At 38.8% G+C, this 21,611-nt stretch carries 10 protein-coding genes; 9 read left to right on the plus strand and 1 reads right to left on the minus strand.

The annotated features are described in order from the left end of the window. Positions 1-52: 52 nt before the first annotated feature. Entirely contained in the window at positions 53-1,822 is a 1,770-nt protein-coding gene (locus tag AA977_RS02705; protein ID WP_064435181.1) for an ATP-binding cassette domain-containing protein, read from the minus strand. A gap of 159 nt (positions 1,823-1,981) precedes the next feature. On the opposite strand from AA977_RS02705, the gene AA977_RS02710 reads away from it, so the two are divergent. The 9 genes from AA977_RS02710 (at position 1,982) to AA977_RS02750 (ending at position 21,556) form a co-directional block, all read left to right on the plus strand. Then, positions 1,982-3,514 carry a flagellin A gene (locus tag AA977_RS02710; RefSeq protein WP_033751159.1) on the plus strand — a complete coding sequence of 511 codons (1,533 nt, stop codon included), beginning with the start codon at positions 1,982-1,984 and terminating at the stop codon, positions 3,512-3,514. A gap of 128 nt (positions 3,515-3,642) precedes the next feature. Continuing rightward, positions 3,643-4,299: a 3-methyladenine DNA glycosylase gene (locus AA977_RS02715; protein WP_064435182.1), complete on the plus strand. Its 657-nt coding sequence runs from the start codon at positions 3,643-3,645 to the stop codon at positions 4,297-4,299. Then, positions 4,296-4,913 carry a hypothetical protein gene (locus AA977_RS02720; protein ID WP_064434487.1) on the plus strand — a complete coding sequence of 206 codons (618 nt, stop codon included), beginning with the start codon at positions 4,296-4,298 and terminating at the stop codon, positions 4,911-4,913. The genes AA977_RS02715 and AA977_RS02720 overlap by 4 nt, the downstream gene beginning before the upstream one ends. Before the next feature lie 64 nt (positions 4,914-4,977). Further along, positions 4,978-5,997 carry a uroporphyrinogen decarboxylase gene (gene hemE / locus AA977_RS02725; RefSeq protein WP_064434488.1) on the plus strand — a complete coding sequence of 340 codons (1,020 nt, stop codon included), beginning with the start codon at positions 4,978-4,980 and terminating at the stop codon, positions 5,995-5,997. A 9-nt stretch (positions 5,998-6,006) separates the two neighbouring features. Further along, positions 6,007-7,440: an efflux RND transporter outer membrane subunit HefA gene (gene hefA / locus AA977_RS02730; RefSeq protein WP_064434489.1), complete on the plus strand. Its 1,434-nt coding sequence runs from the start codon at positions 6,007-6,009 to the stop codon at positions 7,438-7,440. Between the two features lie 9 nt (positions 7,441-7,449). Continuing rightward, positions 7,450-8,157 (plus strand): efflux RND transporter periplasmic adaptor subunit HefB, encoded by a 708-nt coding sequence (gene hefB / locus AA977_RS02735; RefSeq protein ID WP_064434490.1) that lies wholly within the window; start codon positions 7,450-7,452, stop codon positions 8,155-8,157. Positions 8,158-8,166: 9 nt separating this feature from the next. Further along, a complete protein-coding gene (hefC, locus tag AA977_RS02740; protein ID WP_064434491.1) occupies positions 8,167-11,253 on the plus strand; it encodes an efflux RND transporter permease subunit HefC in 3,087 nt (1,028 codons plus the stop codon). After that, positions 11,250-11,813 carry an outer membrane beta-barrel protein gene (locus tag AA977_RS02745; RefSeq protein WP_064434492.1) on the plus strand — a complete coding sequence of 188 codons (564 nt, stop codon included), beginning with the start codon at positions 11,250-11,252 and terminating at the stop codon, positions 11,811-11,813. Before hefC ends, AA977_RS02745 begins: the two co-directional genes overlap by 4 nt. A 161-nt stretch (positions 11,814-11,974) precedes the next feature. After that, positions 11,975-21,556, plus strand: coding sequence for a vacuolating cytotoxin domain-containing protein (locus AA977_RS02750; protein ID WP_064434493.1), 9,582 nt, complete (start codon positions 11,975-11,977; stop codon positions 21,554-21,556). Positions 21,557-21,611: the final 55 nt, after the last annotated feature.

Raw genomic sequence — 21,611 nt, forward strand, 5'->3', positions numbered from 1 at the left:
AACCAAACATTTTTTGAAATAGCGTTTAAAATCAAGGAAGCACTCAATCGCTTTAGTATTGTTGCTTCAAAAACAATTCATAAAATAATCCCTGTTTTTTCATAAGGGTTTCAAAGTTGCCTTGTTCTATCAGTCTGCCTTGATCTAACACAATAATTTCATCAGCCTGTTTGACGCTACCCATGCGGTGTGTAATGATTAAAGCCATCTTAGATTGCGATTTTTTAAAAATAAAATCCAAAAACTCTTTTTCTATAATGGGGTCAATAGTACTGCTTGGCTCATCTAAAACAACACAATGACTTGGTTTTAAAAAGGCTCTTATAGTGGCTATGCGTTGCTTTTGACCCAGAGAAAAATCTATCCCATTATACTGTGTTCCAAATAATGCGTTGCTATAATCATTAAGACAATTTTGAAAATTTTCATCAAAAGATTTTAGCATTTCTCTCTTTTGCTTTAATTGCTCTCTTGTGGGGTTGTTTTGCATGAAAAGATTATCATCAATGCTATACCCAGCATAAAGAGAAAAATCTTGGAATATGGCACTCATTTGTTGGTGGTAGCTGTTTAGCTCTAAATCCTGTAACGAGTATTTGTTATTGATAATAATTTGACCTGAATTTGGGATATAAAACCCTAGCAATAATTTAATCAGCGTGGTTTTTCCGCTAGCATTCTTGCCGACTAGTGCATAAATTTTATCAGAGTGTAAAGAGAGATTAAAGTTTTCAAAAATAAGTTTTGAATTAGGATAAGAGAAACTAATATTTTCAAATGTAATGCTATGGATTTTTTCTTCTAATTTGATTTGTGTTTCTGGTTTTGGCATTTTGTAATCTAAAATACAGAAATAATTTTCAAAGTATTTATTGATAGCAAAAAACCACTTTCCATAAAATGATAAATCTTGTAGTTGCTGTTGGGTAGAGCTAAATGCTTGGATATACCCAGCAATTGCTCCCACACCAATTAATTTTGAAAGGATAATAAAAACCATTAGAAAAAATAGTGCGATACTTAGAGTAGTGATTAAAATATCAGCATATATGGTAAGCATTAAGTTTTTTTGGGCGATTTTCACAAAATGATTGATATATAATTCTTTGTTTTCAATAAATTTATGATGAAAATTTAGCATGAAGTTAAATAATAGGTTGTCCTTGTTCTTTTGGTTATCTAGTCCAGAATATAGATAATTTTGTATGCTCTCTTTTTTGTCTTGAAGCTTATCTATGGAAGCACTATGTTTTTTTGCTATATGGTTGGAGATGAAAATACAAGGCACTGTTGCAAAAATCATTATAAAGGGTAGATAAATACTAATAGAAAATAATATACCAAATAGACTAATAAGCCCTATAATGCGTTGCAAGTTAAAAAATAGATTACTGACATAATTTAGGGGGCGGATGTGCAGTCCATTATGGATAGTGTTAAGCTTGATAGTATGGTCTTTATCCTCAAAAAAACTTAGATTTTTAACCTGTGTGAGTTTATTGGCAAGCTGAGTGATGATGCTTATAGAAAATTGTTCGGCAATAATGGTTTGCAAGCTTGATAAAATTCCTGAGAACACATGCGTTAAAAACAGCAAGACTCCCCATAGTAGCAAAGTTGGTAACAGCAAGCTGTATTCAAAATGCGTATGATTTTGCAATAGGTCTACCACAATATCAATCAATCTTATCATAACAAGAATATTTATAGATGGAATAATGCCGATAAATAGCACTGTAATTGATGCCAACACAACACATTTTGGTGAGCTTTTATAGAGTAAAACAAAAGTTCTTAATGGAATGTTTTTTATGGTATCCATTGCAATCAGATTTACATGTGAATTTTCTTTAATTATACCTAAACTCATACTTTTTCAATTTTTATTTTCAAAGCTCTTTAAGATTTTAAACTTTAACCGATTATAGTTCCAACCAAAAGCAAGGATGCCTTTGGGTTTTTATAACAAGGAGTTACAACAATGGCTTTTCAGGTCAATACAAATATCAATGCGATGAATGCGCATGTGCAATCCGCACTCACTCAAAATGCGCTTAAAACTTCATTGGAGAGATTGAGTTCAGGTTTAAGGATTAACAAAGCGGCTGATGACGCATCAGGCATGACGGTGGCGGATTCTTTGCGTTCACAAGCGAGCAGTTTGGGTCAAGCGATTGCCAACACCAATGACGGCATGGGGATTATCCAAGTTGCAGATAAGGCTATGGATGAGCAGTTAAAAATCTTAGACACCGTTAAGGTTAAAGCGACTCAAGCGGCTCAAGATGGGCAGACTACAGAGTCTCGTAAAGCGATCCAATCAGACATCGTTCGCTTGATCCAAGGTTTGGATAATATCGGTAATACGACTACTTATAATGGGCAAGCGTTATTGTCTGGTCAATTCACCAACAAAGAATTCCAAGTAGGGGCTTATTCTAACCAAAGCATTAAAGCTTCTATCGGCTCTACCACTTCAGATAAAATCGGTCAAGTTCGTATCGCTACAGGTGCGTTAATCACGGCTTCTGGGGATATTAGCTTAACTTTCAAACAAGTGGATGGCGTGAATGATGTAACTTTAGAGAGCGTGAAAATCTCTAGTTCAGCAGGCACAGGGATTGGCGTGTTAGCAGAAGTGATCAACAAAAACTCTAACCAAACAGGGGTTAAAGCTTATGCGAATGTCATCACTACGAGCGATGTGGCGGTCCAATCAGGAAATTTGAGTAATTTAACCTTAAACGGGATCCATTTGGGTAATATCGCAGACATTAAGAAAAACGACTCAGACGGAAGGTTAGTCGCAGCGATCAATGCGGTTACTTCAGAAACCGGCGTGGAAGCTTATACCGATCAAAACGGGCGCTTGAATTTGCGCAGTTTAGATGGTCGTGGGATTGAAATCAAAACCGATAGCACTGATGGTGTGCCTAGCGCTTTAACGATGGTCAATGGCGGCCAGGATTTAACAAAAGGCTCTACTAACTACGGAAGGCTTTCTCTCACACGCTTAGACGCTAAGAGCATTAATGTCGTTTCGGCTTCTGACTCTCAGCATTTAGGTTTCACAGCGATTGGTTTTGGGGAATCTCAAGTGGCAGAAACCACGGTCAATTTGCGCGATGTTACTGGGAATTTTAACGCTAATGTCAAATCAGCTAGTGGTGCGAACTACAATGCAGTAATCGCTAGTGGCAATCAAAGCTTAGGAGCTGGGGTAACCACTTTAAGAGGCGCGATGGTGGTGATTGATATTGCGGAATCGGCGATGAAAATGTTGGATAAAGTCCGCTCTGATTTAGGTTCTGTGCAAAATCAAATGATTAGTACCGTGAATAACATCAGCATCACTCAAGTGAATGTCAAAGCGGCTGAATCTCAAATCAGGGATGTGGATTTTGCTGAAGAGAGCGCGAATTTCAATAAAAACAACATTTTGGCGCAATCAGGCAGCTATGCAATGAGTCAAGCCAATACCGTTCAACAAAACATCTTAAGGCTTTTAACTTAGTTTTAAGAAAGGTGTTTGTGTAAGGTGTCTGTATGGGGCTAACGCTTTAAGCGTTGGCTTTTTTGCTTTCATTTTCACTTCTTTTTTATAAAATACTCTTTTATTTCTTTTCATTACAGGCGGTTATTGTGTTAGATAGTTTTGAAATTTTAAAGGCTTTAAAGGGTTTGGATCTATTGAAAAACGCTCCTAGTTGGTGGTGGCCAAACGCGCTTAAATTTGAAGCTTTATTAGGGGCGATTTTAACGCAAAACACTAAATTTGAAGCCGTTTCAAAATCGTTGGAAAATCTAAAAAACGCTTTCATTTTAGAGAGCGATGATGAGATCAATCTTAAAAAAATCGCTTCTATAGAGTTTTCAAAGCTTGCGGAATGTGTCCGCCCTAGCGGGTTTTATAACCAAAAAGCCAAACGCATGATTATTTTAAGCGGAAACATTTTAAAAGACTTTGGAAGTTTTGAAAATTTTAAACAAGAAGTTACCAGAGAATGGCTTTTAGATCAAAAAGGCATTGGCAAAGAAAGTGCAGATGCGATTTTGTGCTATGCGTGCGCTAAAGAAGTGATGGTGGTGGATAAATACAGCTATCTTTTTTTAAAAAAATTAGGCATAGAGATCGAAGATTATGACGAATTGCAAAATTTTTTTGAAAAAGGCATTCAAGAGAATTTAAATCCCGCTTTAGCGCTTTATGAAAACAGCATTTCTTTAGCGCAACTTTATGCGAGATTCCATGGAAAAATCGTGGAATTTTCTAAGCAAAAATTGGAATTAAAGCTTTGATTTTTAGATTTTTTTACGCCTTCAGCCTTTTTTTAGGGGTTTTGTTAGCCAAAAAGGATTTAAATTTTTTTAAACCTTTAGAGCCTACTAAAAACTATTTTGGATCTTTTAAAATCGGCTATCTTTACCAGCATGCAAACACGATCAAAAGAGCCCCCATCCGCCTAAAAAACCGCCCTCCCCTTTTAATGGATAAAATTTATCATGACGCTTCTTTGGGTTTTGATGCAGGGTATCTTTTAAAAAAGAAAGTTTTGTTAGGGGGGTATTTGGATGCAGGAATGGGCGGTTCGTATTTCATGAGCGCTGGATTAGTGGCTGGGGTTAGGCTTTTTAAGGGGTGGGTTATCCCTAAAATCGCATTAGGTTATCAGCTTCAAATTTTAGGGACTAAGATTGATAAGTATCAATTCAATATCCAATCAGCGGTAGGGAGTGTGGGCTTGTTTTTCAATGCGGCTAAAAATTTTGGCTTGAGCGTGGAAGCAAGGGGTGGCATTCCTTTTTATTTTATCCAAAGCAAATTTTCTAAAGCCTTTGGCACGCCACGATTGAATATCTATTCTGTTGGTATCACTTTCACTTTTTATGATCTTACTAGATTTTTAGGGTAAAATACTCTTTTTAAAAATTATAAAGTATAAAAACAACCATTAGACAAACTTTTAAGGATTGACGATGATTTTTATTGATGCATGTTTTAAAAAAGAAACACCCTACACGCCCATTTGGATGATGAGGCAAGCGGGTCGTTATCTTAGCGAATACCAAGAGAGCCGTAAAAAAGCGGGGAGTTTCTTGGAATTGTGTCAAAATAGCGATCTAGCCACAGAAGTAACTTTACAGCCGGTAGAGATTTTGGGCGTGGATGCAGCTATTTTGTTTAGCGATATTTTGGTAGTGCCTTTGGAAATGGGCTTAGATTTGGAATTTATCCCTAAAAAGGGGCCGCATTTTTTAGAGACGATTACGGATCTAAAAAGCGTGAATAGCCTTAAAGTTGGGGCGTATAAGCGGCTGAATTATGTCTATGATACGATTTCTCAAACGCGCCAAAAACTTTCTAAAGAGAAAGCACTGATCGGCTTTTGCGGGTCGCCTTGGACTTTGGCGACTTACATGATAGAGGGCGAAGGGAGTAAATCGTATGCTAAAAGCAAGAAAATGCTCTATAGCGAGCCTGAAGTTTTGCATGCGCTTTTAGAAAAATTAAGCCTTGAATTGATAGAGTATTTGAGCCTTCAGATCCAAGCCGGGGTCAATGCGGTGATGGTTTTTGACTCATGGGCGAGTGCTTTAGAAAAAGAAGCTTATTTGAAATTCAGTTGGCATTATTTGAAAAAAATCTCCAAAGAGCTTAAAAAACGCTATGCACGCATTCCGGTTATCCTTTTCCCTAAAGGGGTTGGCGCTTATTTGGATAGCATAGATGGGGAATTTGATGTGTTTGGCGTGGATTGGGGCACGCCTTTAGAAATGGCAAAAAAGATTTTGGGCGATAAATATGTTTTGCAAGGGAATTTAGAACCCACTAGGCTTTATGATAAAAACGCTTTAGAAGAAGGCGTTGAAAAGATTCTAAAAATCATGGGCAATCAAGGGCATATTTTTAATCTAGGGCATGGGATGCTGCCGGATTTACCCAGAGAAAACGCCAAGTATTTAGTGCAATTAGTGCATACTAAAACCAAGCACTAGGAGGGATTGATGAATACTTTGATAAGATGCATTAGCTTATTAGGTTTGTGCGTTGCTTTAGCCCTAGCCCAAACCCCTTCTAAAACTCCAGCTGAAATCAAACAAATTCTTAACAATTATAGCCATAAGAATTTAAAGCTCATTGATCCGCCGACAAGTTCTTTAGAAGCGACACCGAGTTTTTTGCCCTCGCCTAAAGAAACAGCGACCACGATCAATCAAGAGATTGCTAAATACCATGAAAAAAGCGATAAAGCCCCTTTAGGGTTGAATGAATTGCTTAAAGGGGCTAGCACTAATCTCAGTTTGCAAGCGCAAGAACTCAATGTTAAGCAGGCGATGAAAAACCACACCATCGCCAAAGCGATGTTTTTGCCCACTTTGAATACGAGTTATAATTTTAAAAATGAAGCTAGGGATACCCCAGAATATAAGCATTATAACACCCAACAACTCCAAGCTCAAGTTACATTGAATGTGTTTAATGGTTTTAGCGATGTGAATAATGTCAAAGAAAAGTCTGCGACTTACCGCTCCACTGTGGCTAATTTAGAATACAGCCGCCAAAGCGTGTATTTGCAAGTGGTGCAACAATATTATGAGTATTTTAACAACCTCGCTCGCATGATCGCTTTGCAAAAGAAATTAGAGCAAATCAAAACGGACATTAAAAGGGTTACTAAGCTCTATGACAAAGGGCTAACGACGATTGATGATTTGCAAAGTTTGAAAGCGCAAGGGAATTTGAGCGAATACGATATTTTGGACATGCAATTTGCTTTGGAGCAAAACCGCTTGACTTTAGAGTATCTCACTAACCTCAATGTGAAAAATCTGAAAAAGACCACGATTGATGCGCCTAATTTGCAACTAAGAGAAAGGCAGGATTTGGTTTCTTTGAGGGAGCAGATTTCTGCAATCAGATACCAAAACAAGCAACTCAATTATTACCCCAAGATAGATGTGTTTGACTCATGGCTTTTTTGGATTCAAAAACCCGCTTATGCCACAGGGCGTTTTGGGAATTTCTACCCCAATCAACAAAACACCGCTGGGGTTACTGCGACTTTGAATATTTTTGATGATATAGGCTTGAGTTTGCAAAAGCAATCCATCATGTTAGGCCAATTAGCGAATGAAAAGAATTTAGCCTATAAAAAGCTAGAGCAAGAAAAAGACGAACAACTTTACCGAAAATCGCTTGATATTGCTAGGGCTAAGATTGAATCTTCCAAAGCCAGTTTGGATGCGGCTAACCTTTCTTTTGCCAACATTAAAAGGAAATACGACGCTAATTTAGTGGATTTTACGACCTATTTAAGGGGTTTAACCACGCGCTTTGATGCAGAAGTGGCTTACAATTTAGCGCTCAATAATTACGAAGTGCAAAAAGCCAATTACATTTTCAATAGCGGACACAGAATACAAGATTATGTGCATTAAGGGAATGAAATGATACGAAAAATTTTAATAGGATTGTGTTTAAGTCTTTTGAGTTTGGAAGCTGGCGAAAAAGTGTATGCGATTTTCAATGTGAAAGCGATGCAAGATTCCAAGCTCACCTTAGATAGCACAGGGATTGTGGATAGCATTAAGGTTACTGAGGGGAGTGTGGTCAAAAAGGGCGATGTTTTGTTGCTTTTGTATAACCAAGACAAGCAAGCTCAAAGCGATTCTACCGAGCAACAGCTCATTTTTGCTAAAAAACAATACCAACGATACAGCAAAATTGGGGGCGCGGTGGATAAAAACACTCTAGAGGGCTATGAATTTACTTATAAACGCTTGGAGTCTGATTACGCTTATTCTATTGCGGTATTGAATAAAACCATTTTAAGAGCCCCTTTTGATGGCGTGATAGCGAGCAAAAACATTCAAGTGGGCGAAGGGGTGAGCGCGAACAGCACGGTGTTACTGAGATTAGTCAGTCATGCTAGAAAATTAGTCATTGAATTTGATTCCAAATACATTAATGCGGTCAAAGTGGGGGATACTTACACTTATTCTATAGACGGGGATTCCAATAAACATGAAATTAAAATCACTAAGATTTACCCCACCGTTGATGAAAACACACGAAAAGTGAGTGCAGAAGCCCTTTTGTCTAATCCTATGGCAGTGGGGCTTTTTGGCGATGGGTTTATCCAAACGAAACAATAGGATATTATCATGTATAAAACAGCGATAAATCGTCCTATTACGACTTTAATGTTTGCTTTGGCGATTGTCTTTTTTGGGACTATGGGCTTTAAAAAATTGAGCGTGGCGCTTTTCCCTAAAATTGATATGCCTACGGTGGTGGTTACTACGACTTATCCTGGGGCTAGCGCTGAAATCATAGAAAGTAAGGTAACCGATAAGATTGAAGAATCGGTGATGGGGATTGATGGGATCAAAAAGGTTACTTCCACTAGCTCTAAAAATGTGAGTATCGTGGTCATTGAATTTGAGTTAGAAAAGCCTAATGAAGAAGCCCTAAACGATGTGGTCAATAAAATTTCTTCGGTGCGTTTTGATGACTCCAATATTAAAAAACCCTCCGTGAATAAATTTGATACCGACAGCCAACCCATTATTTCATTGTTTGTGAGCAGTTCAAGCGTGCCGGCTACGACTTTGAACGATTACGCTAAAAACACCATTAAACCCATGCTCCAAAAAATCAATGGGGTGGGAGGCGTGCAACTCAACGGCTTTAGGGAGCGCCAAATTAGAATTTATGCTGACCCTACTTTGATGAATAAATACAACTTGACTTATGCGGATCTTTTCAGCACGCTTAAAGCGGAGAATGTGGAAGTTGATGGGGGGCGCATTGTCAATAGTCAAAGAGAATTATCAATCTTAGTGAATGCGAATAGTTATAGCGTTGCGGATGTAGAAAAGATCCAAGTGGGTAATCATGTGCGTCTTGGCGATATTGCAAAAATTGAAATCGGTTTAGAAGAAGACAACACTTTTGCAAGCTTTAAAGATAAGCCCGGTGTGGTTTTAGAAATCCAAAAGATTGCGGGAACGAATGAAATTGAAATCGTAGATAGGGTGTATGAAGCCTTAAAACACATTCAAGCCATAAGCCCTAACTATGAAATCAGGCCTTTTATGGACACGACAACTTTCATTCGCACTTCTATTGAAGATGTGAAATTTGACTTGGTTTTAGGGGCGATTTTAGCGGTTTTAGTGGTGTTTGTATTCTTGCGTAGCGGGACGATCACTTTAGTTTCAGCGATTTCTATCCCTGTTTCTATCATGGGGACTTTTGCGCTTATCCAATGGATGGGCTTTTCGCTCAACATGCTCACCATGGTAGCCTTAACTCTGTCTATAGGGATCATTATTGATGATGCGATCGTGGTGATTGAAAATATCCATAAAAAGCTAGAAATGGGCATGGAAAAACGCAAAGCAAGCTATGAGGGAGTGAGGGAAATTGGCTTTGCGTTAGTGGCGATTTCAGCAATGTTGCTTTCAGTTTTTGTGCCTATAGGGAACATGAAAGGCATTATCGGACGCTTTTTTCAAAGTTTTGGGATCACGGTGGCCTTAGCGATCGCTTTGTCGTATGTGGTGGTCGTTACGATTATCCCCATGGTAAGCTCGGTAGTCGTTAATCCTAGGCATTCTCGTTTCTATGTGTGGAGTGAGCCTTTTTTTAAAGCTTTAGAGTCTCGTTATACCAAGTTACTTCAATGGGTTTTAAACCACAAGCTCATTATATTTATAGCGGTGGTTTTGGTGTTTGTGGGTTCACTTTTTGTGGCTTCTAAGCTCGGCATGGATTTCATGCTTAAAGAAGATAGGGGGAGGTTTCAAGTGTGGCTTAAGGCTAAACCGGGCGTGAGCATAGATTACATGACGCAAAAGAGTAAGATCTTTCAAGAAGCGATTGAAAAGCATGCTGAAGTGGAATTTACCACTTTGCAAGTGGGTTATGGCACCTCGCAAAATCCTTTTAAAGCGAAGATTTTTGTGCAACTCAAGCCTTTAGAAGAGCGTAAAAAAGAACACCAATTGGGGCAATTTGAATTGATGAGCGCTTTAAGGAAGGAATTAAGAAGCTTACCGGAAGCTAAAGATTTAGAGAATATCAATCTTACTGAAGTTTCTCTTATAGGAGGTGGTGGGGATAGTTCGCCCTTTCAAACCTATGTGTTCTCTCACTCTCAAGAAGCGGTGGATAAAAGCGTGGCGAATTTGAAGAAATTCTTATTAGAAAGCCCTGCATTAAAAGGCAAGGTTGAAAGCTATCACACAAGCACGAGCGAATCGCAACCGCAATTGCAACTCAAAATCTTAAGGCAAAACGCTAACAAATACGGCGTGAGCGCTCAAACCATTGGTTCAGTGGTAAGCTCTGCTTTCTCTGGGACTTCTCAAGCGAGTGTGTTCAAAGAAGATGGTAAAGAATACGACATGATCATTAGAGTGCCTGATGATAAGCGCGTTTCTGTGGAAGATATTAAACGCTTGCAAGTGCGTAACAAATACGATAAATTGATGTTTTTAGACGCTTTAGTGGAAATCACAGAAACCCAAAGCCCGTCGAGCATTTCTCGCTACAACCGCCAGCGTAGCGTTACGGTGCTCGCTCAGCCTAATAGGAGTGCGGGCGTTTCTTTGGGCGAAATTTTAACGCAAGTGAGTAAAAACACTAAAGAATGGCTGGTTGAAGGGGCGAATTACAGATTCACCGGTGAAGCGGATAATGCTAAAGAAAGCAATGGGGAGTTTATGATCGCTCTAGCGACGGCGTTTGTGTTGATTTATATGATTTTGGCAGCGTTGTATGAATCCATTTTAGAGCCTTTTATTATCATGGTTACCATGCCTTTAAGCTTTTCAGGGGCGTTTTTTGCTTTAGGTTTAGCGCACCAGCCTTTGAGCATGTTTTCTATGATAGGTTTGATCTTGCTCATTGGTATGGTGGGTAAAAACGCAACGCTTTTAATTGATGTCGCCAACGAAGAGCGTAAAAAAGGCTTGAACATTCAAGAAGCCATTTTATTTGCCGGCAAAACCCGTCTAAGACCGATTTTAATGACCACCATTGCGATGGTTTGTGGCATGTTGCCTTTAGCGTTAGCGAGTGGGGATGGATCAGCGATGAAATCCCCTATAGGGATTGCGATGAGTGGGGGCTTGATGATTTCTATGGTGTTAAGTTTACTCATTGTGCCGGTGTTTTATCGTTTGCTCGCTCCCATAGACGATAAAATCAAGCGGTTTTACCAAAACCAAAAAGCTTTAGAATGAAAAAAATTGTTTTAATTTTGGCTTTAGGGGTGGGTTTGTTAGGGGCGTTTGAGTCTAAAAAAAGTCATATTTATTTTGGGGCTATGGTGGGTTTAGCCCCTATTGAAATAAAACCGGCTAGCGATTCTTCTTATACCGCTTTTTTATGGGGGGCTAAAGGGGGGTATCAATTCGCTTTTTTAAAAGCTTTAGCATTAAGGGGTGAATTTTCCTATCTCATGGCCATCAAGCCCACAGCGTTTCATACGATTAACACTTCTTTATTGAGTTTAAACATTGATGCATTGAGCGACTTTTACACTTATAAAAAATACAGCTTTGGGGTGTATGGGGGGCTTGGGATAGGGTATTTTTATCAAAACAACCATTTAGGCATGAAAAATAGTTCGTTTATGGGGTATAACGGGCTATTTAATGTGGGGCTTGGTAGCACGATTGACAAACACCACCGCATAGAGCTTGGGGCTAAAATCCCTTTTTCAAAAACCAGAAATTCTTTTAAAAATTCTTATTTTTTAGAGAGCGTTTTTATCCATGCGAGTTATAGTTATGCATTCTAAGGGAAATATGTTGCAAAAAGTAACCAATTAATGGTTGTTGTAAATGAGATTGGTTACTAAATACATAAAAGGGGTTGCGTCGTTTTCTTTTAATTAATACAATGAGCTTTTTTTGGATAGTATTAAGAAATGTAGTGATATAACATGAAAGGGTTCAAAATATGACTTATAGAAGTAGCAAAATAGATTTAAAGAATGAACGCTTTAGTAAAAACCGCTCTTTTAAGGGCATTAAAAAGAAAATCGCTAAAAAATACAAAATCAAAAACTCGCCTTCAATTTCTCATGCATTCAAAACGCATTCAAGCTTTTCTCTCAATAAAAAAATCTTTTTAGGGCTAGGGTTTGTCTCAGCTTTGAGCGCTCAAAGTGAAGATTATAATAGTTCAGTGTATTGGCTAAACAGCGTGAATGAAAATCACAGCAACAAATCTTACTATATCAGCCCTTTACGCACTTGGGCTGGGGGGAGTAGGAATTTCACGCAAAATTACAACAACAGCAATTTATATATAGGGACAAAAAACGCTTCCGCAACGCCCAACAATAATTCTATATGGTTTGGGGAAAAGGGCTATATAGGTTTTATTACAGGGGTTTTTAAGGCTAAAGACATTTTTATTACAGGTAATGTTGGATCAGGCAATGAATGGAAAACCGGTGGGGGTGCAATACTTGTTTTTGAAAGCTCAAACGAATTGACCACTAATGGGGCTTATTTTCAAAATAATAGAGCCGGGACGCAAAATTCGTGGATCAATTTGATTTCCAATCATAGCGTGCATTTGACAAACACGAATTTTAGCAACCAAACCCCGCATGGGGGCTTTAATGTCATGGGGCGAAAGATCACTTATAACAGCGGGATTATTAATGGTGGGAATTTTGGCTTTGATAATGTGGATAGTCATGGCACAACCACCATTAGCGGCGTAACTTTCAATGATAATGGCGCGCTCACTTACAAGGGGGGTAATAGCATTGGGGGGAGCATCACTTTCACTAACTCTAGTATCAATCATTACAAGCTCAATCTTAACGCTAATAGTATTACCTTTAACAACAGTGCTTTAGGGAGCATGCCTAATGGCAACGCTAACACCGTGGGGGAAGCTTATATCCTTAATGCAAGCAATATTACTTTTAACAATTTGACCTTTAACGGAGGTTGGTTTGTTTTTAATAGGCCTGATGCTCATGTTAACTTTCAAGGCACAACCACGATCAACAACCCCACTTCGCCTTTTTTAAACATGACCGGTAAAGTTACCATTAACCCTAATGCGATTTTTAACATTCAAAATTACACGCCTAGCATAGGGAGTTCTTACACGCTTTTTAGCATGAAAAATGGCAACATCACTTATAATGGTGTGAGTGATTTGTGGAATATTATCAGGCTTAAAAACACACAAGCCACAAAAGACAACAACAAAAACGCCGCTTCTTCTAACAACACCCACACTCACTATGTAACTTACAATTTAGGCGGCACGCTCTATCATTTCAGACAAATTTTTAGCCCTGATTCTATTGTTTTACAATCCATTTATTATGGCGCAAATAATATCCATTACACCAATAGCGTGAATATCCATGACAATGTTTTTAATTTAAAAAACATTAAAGACGACAAAGAAAACACGATTTTTTATTTCAATGGCTTAAACACTTGGAATTACACTAATGCGAAATTCACTCAAACTTATGGCGGAAATAATAGCGCTCTAGTCTTTAACGCTACGACCCCTTGGGCTAATGGTGCAAACCCTAAATCCAGTAGCACGGTGCGTTTTGGGGGGTATGAGGGAATTAATTGGGGGAAAACGGGTTATATCACCGGCACTTTCACAGCCGATAGGGTTTATATCACCGGTAACATGATGTCTGGGAATGGCGCTCAAACCGGCGGAGGGGCGACTTTAAATTTTGTGGGCGCGACTGAAATCAATATCGCCGGGGCTGATTTTAAAAACCTAAAAACCACTTCACAAAACTCTTACATGACTTTTATGGCGCTAGGGGATAGCTCTGGGAGCGGTAAAATTAATGTTTTTCAATCTGATTTTTACGATTGGACGAATGGGGGGTATGATTTTACCGGTAATAGCGTTTTTGATAAAGTGAATTTCAATAAAGCCTATTACAAGTTTCAAGGGGCTGATAATACTTACACTTTTAAAAACACGAATTTTGTAGACGGGAATTTCAAGTTTCAAGGCAACACCACTATTGAAAATAATTCTGTTTTAGACAATGGCGCTTATTCTTTTGAAGGCATAAGCAATGCGTTTAATTCTAGCAAATTTAACCATGGATCGTTTCATTTTAGCCATGCAGAGCAGACAGACGCTTTTAATAACAACTCGTTCAATGGCGGATCGTTTAGTTTTAACGCCAAACAAGTGGATTTTAGTGGGAACTCGTTTAATGGGGGCGTGTTTGATTTCAACAATACCCCTAAAGCCAATTTTAATAACGACACTTTTAATGTGAATAACCAATTCAAACTGAATGGCCCTCAAACAACTTTTAGCTTCAATAAGGGCGTTGTTTTCAACATGCAAGGGCTTTTGAATAGCTTGAGCGTGGGCAAGACTTATCAATTACTCAACGCTAAAAGCGTGGATTATAAGGATAATAATAACACTTTATACCAAATGCTGCACTGGACTAGCGGAGGAAATCCTAGCGGCACGCTAGTGGATGAGGATAAATCCGCACCAAACAACACTAAAATTTACAATGTCCAATTCACTGATAACGGCTTGACTTACTACATTAAAGAAAATTTTAACAACGGGATCACGCTCACTCGTTTATGTACTCTAGGTTACACGCATTGCGTGAATATCCATGACAATGCGTTTTATCTTAAAAATATCAATAATAGCGCGAGCGATACCGTGTTCTATCTCAATGGCATGACGACTTGGAAGATCGCTGGCACAGGCGTTTTCACGCAAGATTATAGCGGCGCTAACAGCGTTTTAGTGTTCAACCAAACCACCCCCTTTCTTGATGGAGCGAATCCCACTTCTAATAGCGTGGTGAGTTTTGGGAAAACTTCAGGGGCTGAATGGGGGCTAGTGGGCTATATTCATGGCGTTTTTAAAGCCAATCAAATTGATATTACCGGTACGATTCGCTCCGGTAATGGGGCTAAAACCGGTGGGGGAGCGATTTTAGTCTTTAACGCTCAAGAGCGTTTGAATATCGCTAATGCAAATTTAAATAACGATAAAGCCGGTTTACAAAATTCATGGATGAATTTCATTGTTAATAATGGCAATGTGAATGCAACAAACGCAAATTTTAGCAACCAAACCCCGCATGGAGGCTTTAATCTTAAAGCCGATAACATTACTTGGAATAAAGGGTCTGTGAGTGGAGGGGGGAATTTTGGCGTGGATAACGCCAATAGTAATGGCACAACCACCATCAGTGGCGTAACTTTCAATGATAACGGCACTTTGATTTATAAAGGGGGCGAAAACAACGCCGGGAATTCTTTAACCTTAGAAAACAACACCTTCAATTCCTACAATATCAACGCAAGGGTGCAAAACCTTATTTTTAATAACAACTCGTTTAATGGCGGTAGCTATTCGTTTAATGACACTAAAAATATCACCCTTAAAGGCACAAACACGCTCATTAACAGCGACCCTTTCAGCCACCTTAAAGGCTCAGTCGCTATCAATGACAATAGTATTTTTAACATTCAAAGGAATTTGACAGATAAAACCACTTACACGCTTTTGAGCGGGGATAGCATCAAGTATAACAACCAAACTCTAGCCGATAATCTTTTTTCAAAAAATTTGTGGAACTTGATCCATTATGACGGCGAACAAGGGACTTTATTAAGAACGGATAACAACACTTATTTTGTGCAATTCACCCAGAGTAATGGCCAAAAATTCGTTTTTGAAGAGACTTTTAATCCTGGCTCTATCACCTATAAATATTTCACTATCCATTCTTCACTTTTCCATTCAGACGATGATTCTAAGGATATTTGGAGTCAAGTGAAAAAGCAATTTGATTTCATTCCAGGAAAAACCCCTGTGTGTGTTGGGGTGTGCTATATCGCGCCTTATAAAAATCAAGATCTTATCGGATCTAGCGCTTTTGCGTGGTCGCTTAATTTTGGGGCTACGGTGGTAGGGACTTTGCTGTTGGGGAGCGCTCAAGAAAAGGCTAATGACAATGGGGGGTCTATTTGGTTTGGTAAAAACAATTTGTTGTATTTGCATGGCAATTTCAATGCGACTAATATCTTTTTAACCAATAATTTTAATGTCGGCAATCCTAACGCCGGCGGTGGGGCAACGATTCATTTTAACGCTGATGAAACCTTAAACGCTGACGGGCTGAATTACACGAATTTCCAAACCGTGGCTATGGGTTTGCAAACTAGTGCGAGCCAGCACTCATGGGCGAATTTTAACTCCAGGCTTTCTATGGAGATTAAAAACTCTAACTTTAGGGATTTCACATGGGGAGGCTTTAATTTTAACTCAGGGCGTATCGCTTTTGAAAACACCACTTTTAGCGGTTGGACGAATATCAATGGAGCGACAGAAAGCGCTTCATCGTATGTGAATATGGTTGCCAATACGGATTTGATTTTTACTGATTCCATTTTGGGTGGGGGCGTTCGCTACGATTTGAAAGCCAAACACATTATTTTCAATAACTCTCAAATAGTCATTGATGTGTCTAAGAATGTGAATCAATCTTCATTGAATGGGAATGTTACTTTCAATCATTCCAGGCTTTCTGTCAAATCCAACGCCGCTATCAATATTGGGGATAGCCAAACCCAAACGATTTTAGAAAACGCTTCAAGCCTTTCTTTTTATAACAACAGCGTAGCGAATTTTAACGGCGCAACCACTTTTAAGGGCGTGTCTTACTTGAACTTGAACCCTAACGCTCAATTAAGCTTCAATCAAGCGAATTTCAATAACGCTAATGTAACCTTTTATGGCATCCCGCTATTTGGCAAAACGCCTGATTTTGGTAACTCTGTGCGTCTTATTAATTTCAATGGGGATACGAATTTCAATCAAGCGACACTCAATTTAAGGGCTAAAAATATCCATATCAATTTTCAAGGCGCTTCTACTTTTGAAAATAACTCTACGATGAATTTAGCTGAAAGTTCTCAAGCAAGTTTTAACGCTCTTAGTGTAGTGGGGGAAACGAATTTTAACCTCAACGGCTCAAGTTTATTGAATTTCAATGGTAATAGCGTTTTTAACGCCCCTGTGAGTTTCTATGCCAACAATTCTCAAATCTCTTTCACCAATTTGGCAACTTTTAACGCAAACGCTTCATTTGATTTGAGCAATAATAGCGCCTTGAATTTTCAAAGCGTTCTTTTAAATGGCTCTTTAAGCCTTTTAGGCAATGGCGGTAACGCTCTAGCGATTAATGCAAGCGGGAATTTTAGCTTTGGATCTCAAGGGATTTTGAATCTGTCTAATGTGAATTTATTTGATGCAAAAAACAAGCCCTTAGTTTATGAGATTTTAAAAGCTCAAAACATTGAGGGCTTAACAGGAAATAATGGCTATCAAAAAGTTAGTTTTTATGGCATACAGATTGACAAGGCCAATTACTCGTTTAATAACGGCGTTCATTCTTGGAGTTTCACTAACCCGCTCAACACAACCGAAACGATTACAGAAACCCTATACAACAACCGCTTGAAAGTGCAGATCTCTCAAAACAATACTTCTAATAATACAATGTTCAATCTCGCTCCTAGTTTGTATTTTTACCAACAAAACCCTTATAATGAAAGCGCTAATTCCTATAATTACACGAGCGATAAAGCTGGCACTTATTATTTGACTAGCAATATTAGAGGCTTTAATCAAAACAATGAGATACCTGGGACTTATAACGCGCAAAACCAGCCATTACAAGCCCTACACATCTATAACCAGGCTATCACTAAGCAAGATTTAAGCGTAATTGCTAATTTAGGTAAGGAGTTTTTGCCTAAAATGGCTAATCTTATCGCTTCAGGGGATTTGGATAACCTTAATTTGAAGAGTGCGGATAGTTTTGATACCATTCTTAAAGTCTTAAAGAAATACGATATTAGTATCAACCAAGCAAATTGGAAAAGCTTGTTGGGTATTATCAATGGTTTTTCCAACACGGCTCATTACGATCTCTCTCAAGGCAATCTTGTTGTAGGGGCGATCAAAGAAGGGCGAACCAACACGAATAGCGTGGTGTGGTTTGGAGGCGATGGGTATAAAAATCCATGCACGATTGGGGATAACACTTGCCAGATGTTTAGACAAACTAGTTTAGGGCAATTGCTTCATTCTAGCGCACCTTATTTAGGCTATATCAACGCTAATTTTAAAGCTAAAAACATTTATATTACTGGGACAATCGGCAGCGGGAACGCTTGGGGGAGCGGAGGGAGCGCGAATGTGTCTTTTGAAAGCGCGACGAATTTAGTGCTTAATCAAGCCAATATTGACGCTCAAGGGAGCGATAAAATCTTTTCTTATTTGGGGAAAGATGGCATTGACAAGCTTTTTGGAGAAAAAGGCTTAGCGAATATCCTTTCTAATATGGTTTATGAAGAGAGCTTGAATAATAACGCTATCCCCAAAGATTTAGCCAACATGATCCCTAAAGATTTTGGATCTAAGACTTTAGGCTCATTGCTTAGCCCTACTGAAGTGAATAATCTTTTAGGCGTGAGCGCTTTTAAAAGCGCGATCATGGAGATTTTAAACGCTAAAACGGTGGGCGATGTTTTTGGCGAAAACGGGCTTTTAAACGCGCTTGATCCGGTCAAAAGAAAAGAAATCGATCAAATGCTGTTAGAGCAAATCCAAGCCCATTCTTCAGGGTTTGAAAAATTCATTGTTAAAACTTTAGGGATTGAAAATGTAGAGAATTTCATCAATAACTGGTATGGCAAGCAAAGTTTGAGCGCTTTTGCGAATAATTTTGTGCCTGGAGGTTTGAATCAAGCCTTGGATAAAATAGGTTCTAGCGCTGATTCTAAAGAATTGCAAGGCTTTTTGAAGCAAACGACTTTTGGGGATATTCTCAATCAAATGATTGAGCAAGCCCCCTTAATCAACAAGCTCATTTCGTGGTTAGGTCCACAGGATTTGAGCGTGTTAGTCAATATCGCTCTCAATAGCATCACTAACCCTAGCGAAGAGCTGTCTAGCATTATTTCTAATATAGGCGAAAAAGCGTTAAATGATTTATTGGGCGAGGGCGTAGTAACCAAAATCATGAGCAATCAAGTCTTAGGACAAATGATTAATAAAATTGTCGCCGATAAGGGCTTAGGGGGAGTTTATCATCAAGGTCTAGGCTCAATACTCTCTAAATCCTTGCAAGATGAATTGAAACAATTGGGCATGGGGTCTTTGCTCAAACCTAAAGGGTTGCACAATCTTTGGCAAAAAGGGAATTTCAATTTTGTGGCTAAAAACCATGTGTTTGTGAATGACGGATCGTTTAGTAACGCTACAGGAGGGGAATTGAATTTTGTAGCGGGCAAGTCTATTATCTTTAACGGGAAAAATACGATTAATTTCACGCAATATCAAGGTAAGCTTTCATTCATTTCTCAAGATTTTTCTAACATTTCGCTGGACACTTTAAACGCTACCAACGGCTTGACGCTCAATGCGCCTAAAAATGATATTAGCGTTAAAGAAGGTCAAATTTGCGTGAATGTTTTAAATTGCATGACCGCTAAAGGAACAACAACTCAAACTAATTCTTCTTTAAGCGCAACCCCCACAACCGATGAAACGCTAGAAGTGAATGCGAATAATTTTGCATTCTTAGGAACCATTAAAGCCAATGGCTTAGTGGATTTTTCAAAAGTCTTGCACAATACGACTATTGGGACTTTAGATTTAGAGCCAAACGCCACTTTTAAAGCGAATAACTTGATTGTGAATAACGCTTTTAATAATAACTCTAATGATAGGGCTAATATTAGCGGTAATCTCAATGTGATCAAGGGCGCAACTTTTAGTACGAATGAAAATGGTTTGAATGTGGGAGGGGATTTGAAGAGTGAAGGGCCATTAATCTTCAATCTTAAGCGCCCAACCCATCAAACGATCATCAGCGTGGCTGGCGCTTCCACGATCATGTCTTACAATAATCAAGCTTTAATCCATTTTAACGCTCAAAAGCAAGGCGCTTATACGCTTATGGACGCTCATCGCATGGTTTATGGCTATGATAATCGAACCATTCTTGGAGGGAGCTTGAGCGATTACCTCAAGCTTTACACTCTCATTGATTTTAACGGCAAACGCATGCAATTAAAGGGTGATTCACTAAGCTATGATGATAAACCGGTCAATATTAAGGACGGGGGTCTTGTGGTAAGCTTTAAAGACAATCAAGGGCAAATGGTGTATTCGTCTATCCTTTATGATAAGGTTCAAGTTACGGTTTCTGATAAACCCATTAACATTCAAGCCCCTAGTTTGGAATACTATATCCAACGCATTCAAGGCGGCGGAGGTTTGAATGCAATCAAATCTGCGGGCAATCATTCCATTATGTGGTTGCATGAGCTTTTTGTGGCTAAGGGAGGTAATCCCTTGTTCGCTCCTTATTATTTGCAAGACAATCCCACTGAACACATTGTTACTTTAATGAAAGATATTACTAGCGCTTTAGGCATGCTTTCTAAACCCAATCTTAAAAACAATTCTACCGATGTTTTGCAACTCAACACTTACACGCAACAAATGGGGCGTTTGGCCAAGCTTTCTAATTTCGCTTCTTTTGATTCAACGGATTTTAGCGAACGCTTGAGCAGTCTTAAAAACCAAAAATTTGCTGACGCTACTCCTAATGCGATGGATGTGATTTTAAAATACTCTCAAAGGGATAAATTAAAAAACAACCTTTGGGCGACTGGTGTTGGGGGCGTGAGCTTTGTGGAAAATGGCACAGGAACGCTCTATGGTGTCAATGTGGGCTATGACAGATTTATTAAGGGTGTGATTGTTGGGGGGTATGCAGCTTATGGGTATAGCGGTTTTTATGAACGCATCACTAATTCTAAATCCGATAATGTGGATGTGGGCTTGTATGCGAGAGTCTTTATCAAAAAAAGCGAGCTAACTTTTAGCGTCAATGAAACTTGGGGAGCGAATAAAACCCAAATTAGCTCCAATGACACTCTGCTTTCTATGATCAATCAATCCTACAAATACAACACATGGACAACGAACGCGAAAGTCAATTACGGGTATGATTTCATGTTTAAAAATAAAAGCATCATTTTAAAACCTCAAATCGGTTTGAGGTATTACTATATTGGCATGACCGGTTTAGAAGGGGTGATGAACAATGCGATCTATAACCAGTTTAAAGCGAATGCTGATCCGTCTAAAAAATCCGTTTTAACGATTGATTTTGCTTTTGAAAACCGCCATTATTTCAATACAAACTCTTATTTTTATGCGATTGGTGGCATTGGTAGGGATTTGCTGGTGCGATCCATGGGGGATAAGTTGGTGCGTTTCATTGGTAACAACACTTTGAGTTACAGGAAAGGCGAGCTTTATAACACTTTTGCGAGCATCACTACAGGCGGAGAGGTTAGGTTGTTTAAAAGCTTTTACGCGAATGCTGGGGTGGGGGCTAGGTTTGGGTTGGATTATAAAATGATTAATATCACCGGAAATATTGGAATGCGTTTAGCGTTTTAGGGGGCATGAGAGCTTACCCCCTTTTTAGCCATTAAACGAGATAAGTGGTGGTATT

Origin of the sequence: Helicobacter pylori, assembly GCF_001653455.1 — a bacterium.
Lineage (GTDB): Bacteria > Campylobacterota > Campylobacteria > Campylobacterales > Helicobacteraceae > Helicobacter > Helicobacter pylori_A.

Bases quoted from the DNA above. Each gene is read 5' to 3' on its own strand.
- AA977_RS02745 (WP_064434492.1), top strand. From the start codon at position 11,250: ATGAAAAAAATTGTTTTAATTTTGGCTTTAGGGGTGGGTTTGTTAGGG.
- hemE (WP_064434488.1), top strand. From the start codon at position 4,978: ATGATTTTTATTGATGCATGTTTTAAAAAAGAAACACCCTACACGCCC.
- AA977_RS02710 (WP_033751159.1), top strand. From the start codon at position 1,982: ATGGCTTTTCAGGTCAATACAAATATCAATGCGATGAATGCGCATGTG.
- hefB (WP_064434490.1), top strand. From the start codon at position 7,450: ATGATACGAAAAATTTTAATAGGATTGTGTTTAAGTCTTTTGAGTTTG.
- hefC (WP_064434491.1), top strand. From the start codon at position 8,167: ATGTATAAAACAGCGATAAATCGTCCTATTACGACTTTAATGTTTGCT.
- AA977_RS02750 (WP_064434493.1), top strand. From the start codon at position 11,975: ATGACTTATAGAAGTAGCAAAATAGATTTAAAGAATGAACGCTTTAGT.
- hefA (WP_064434489.1), top strand. From the start codon at position 6,007: ATGAATACTTTGATAAGATGCATTAGCTTATTAGGTTTGTGCGTTGCT.
- AA977_RS02705 (WP_064435181.1), bottom strand. From the start codon at position 1,822: ATGGATACCATAAAAAACATTCCATTAAGAACTTTTGTTTTACTCTAT.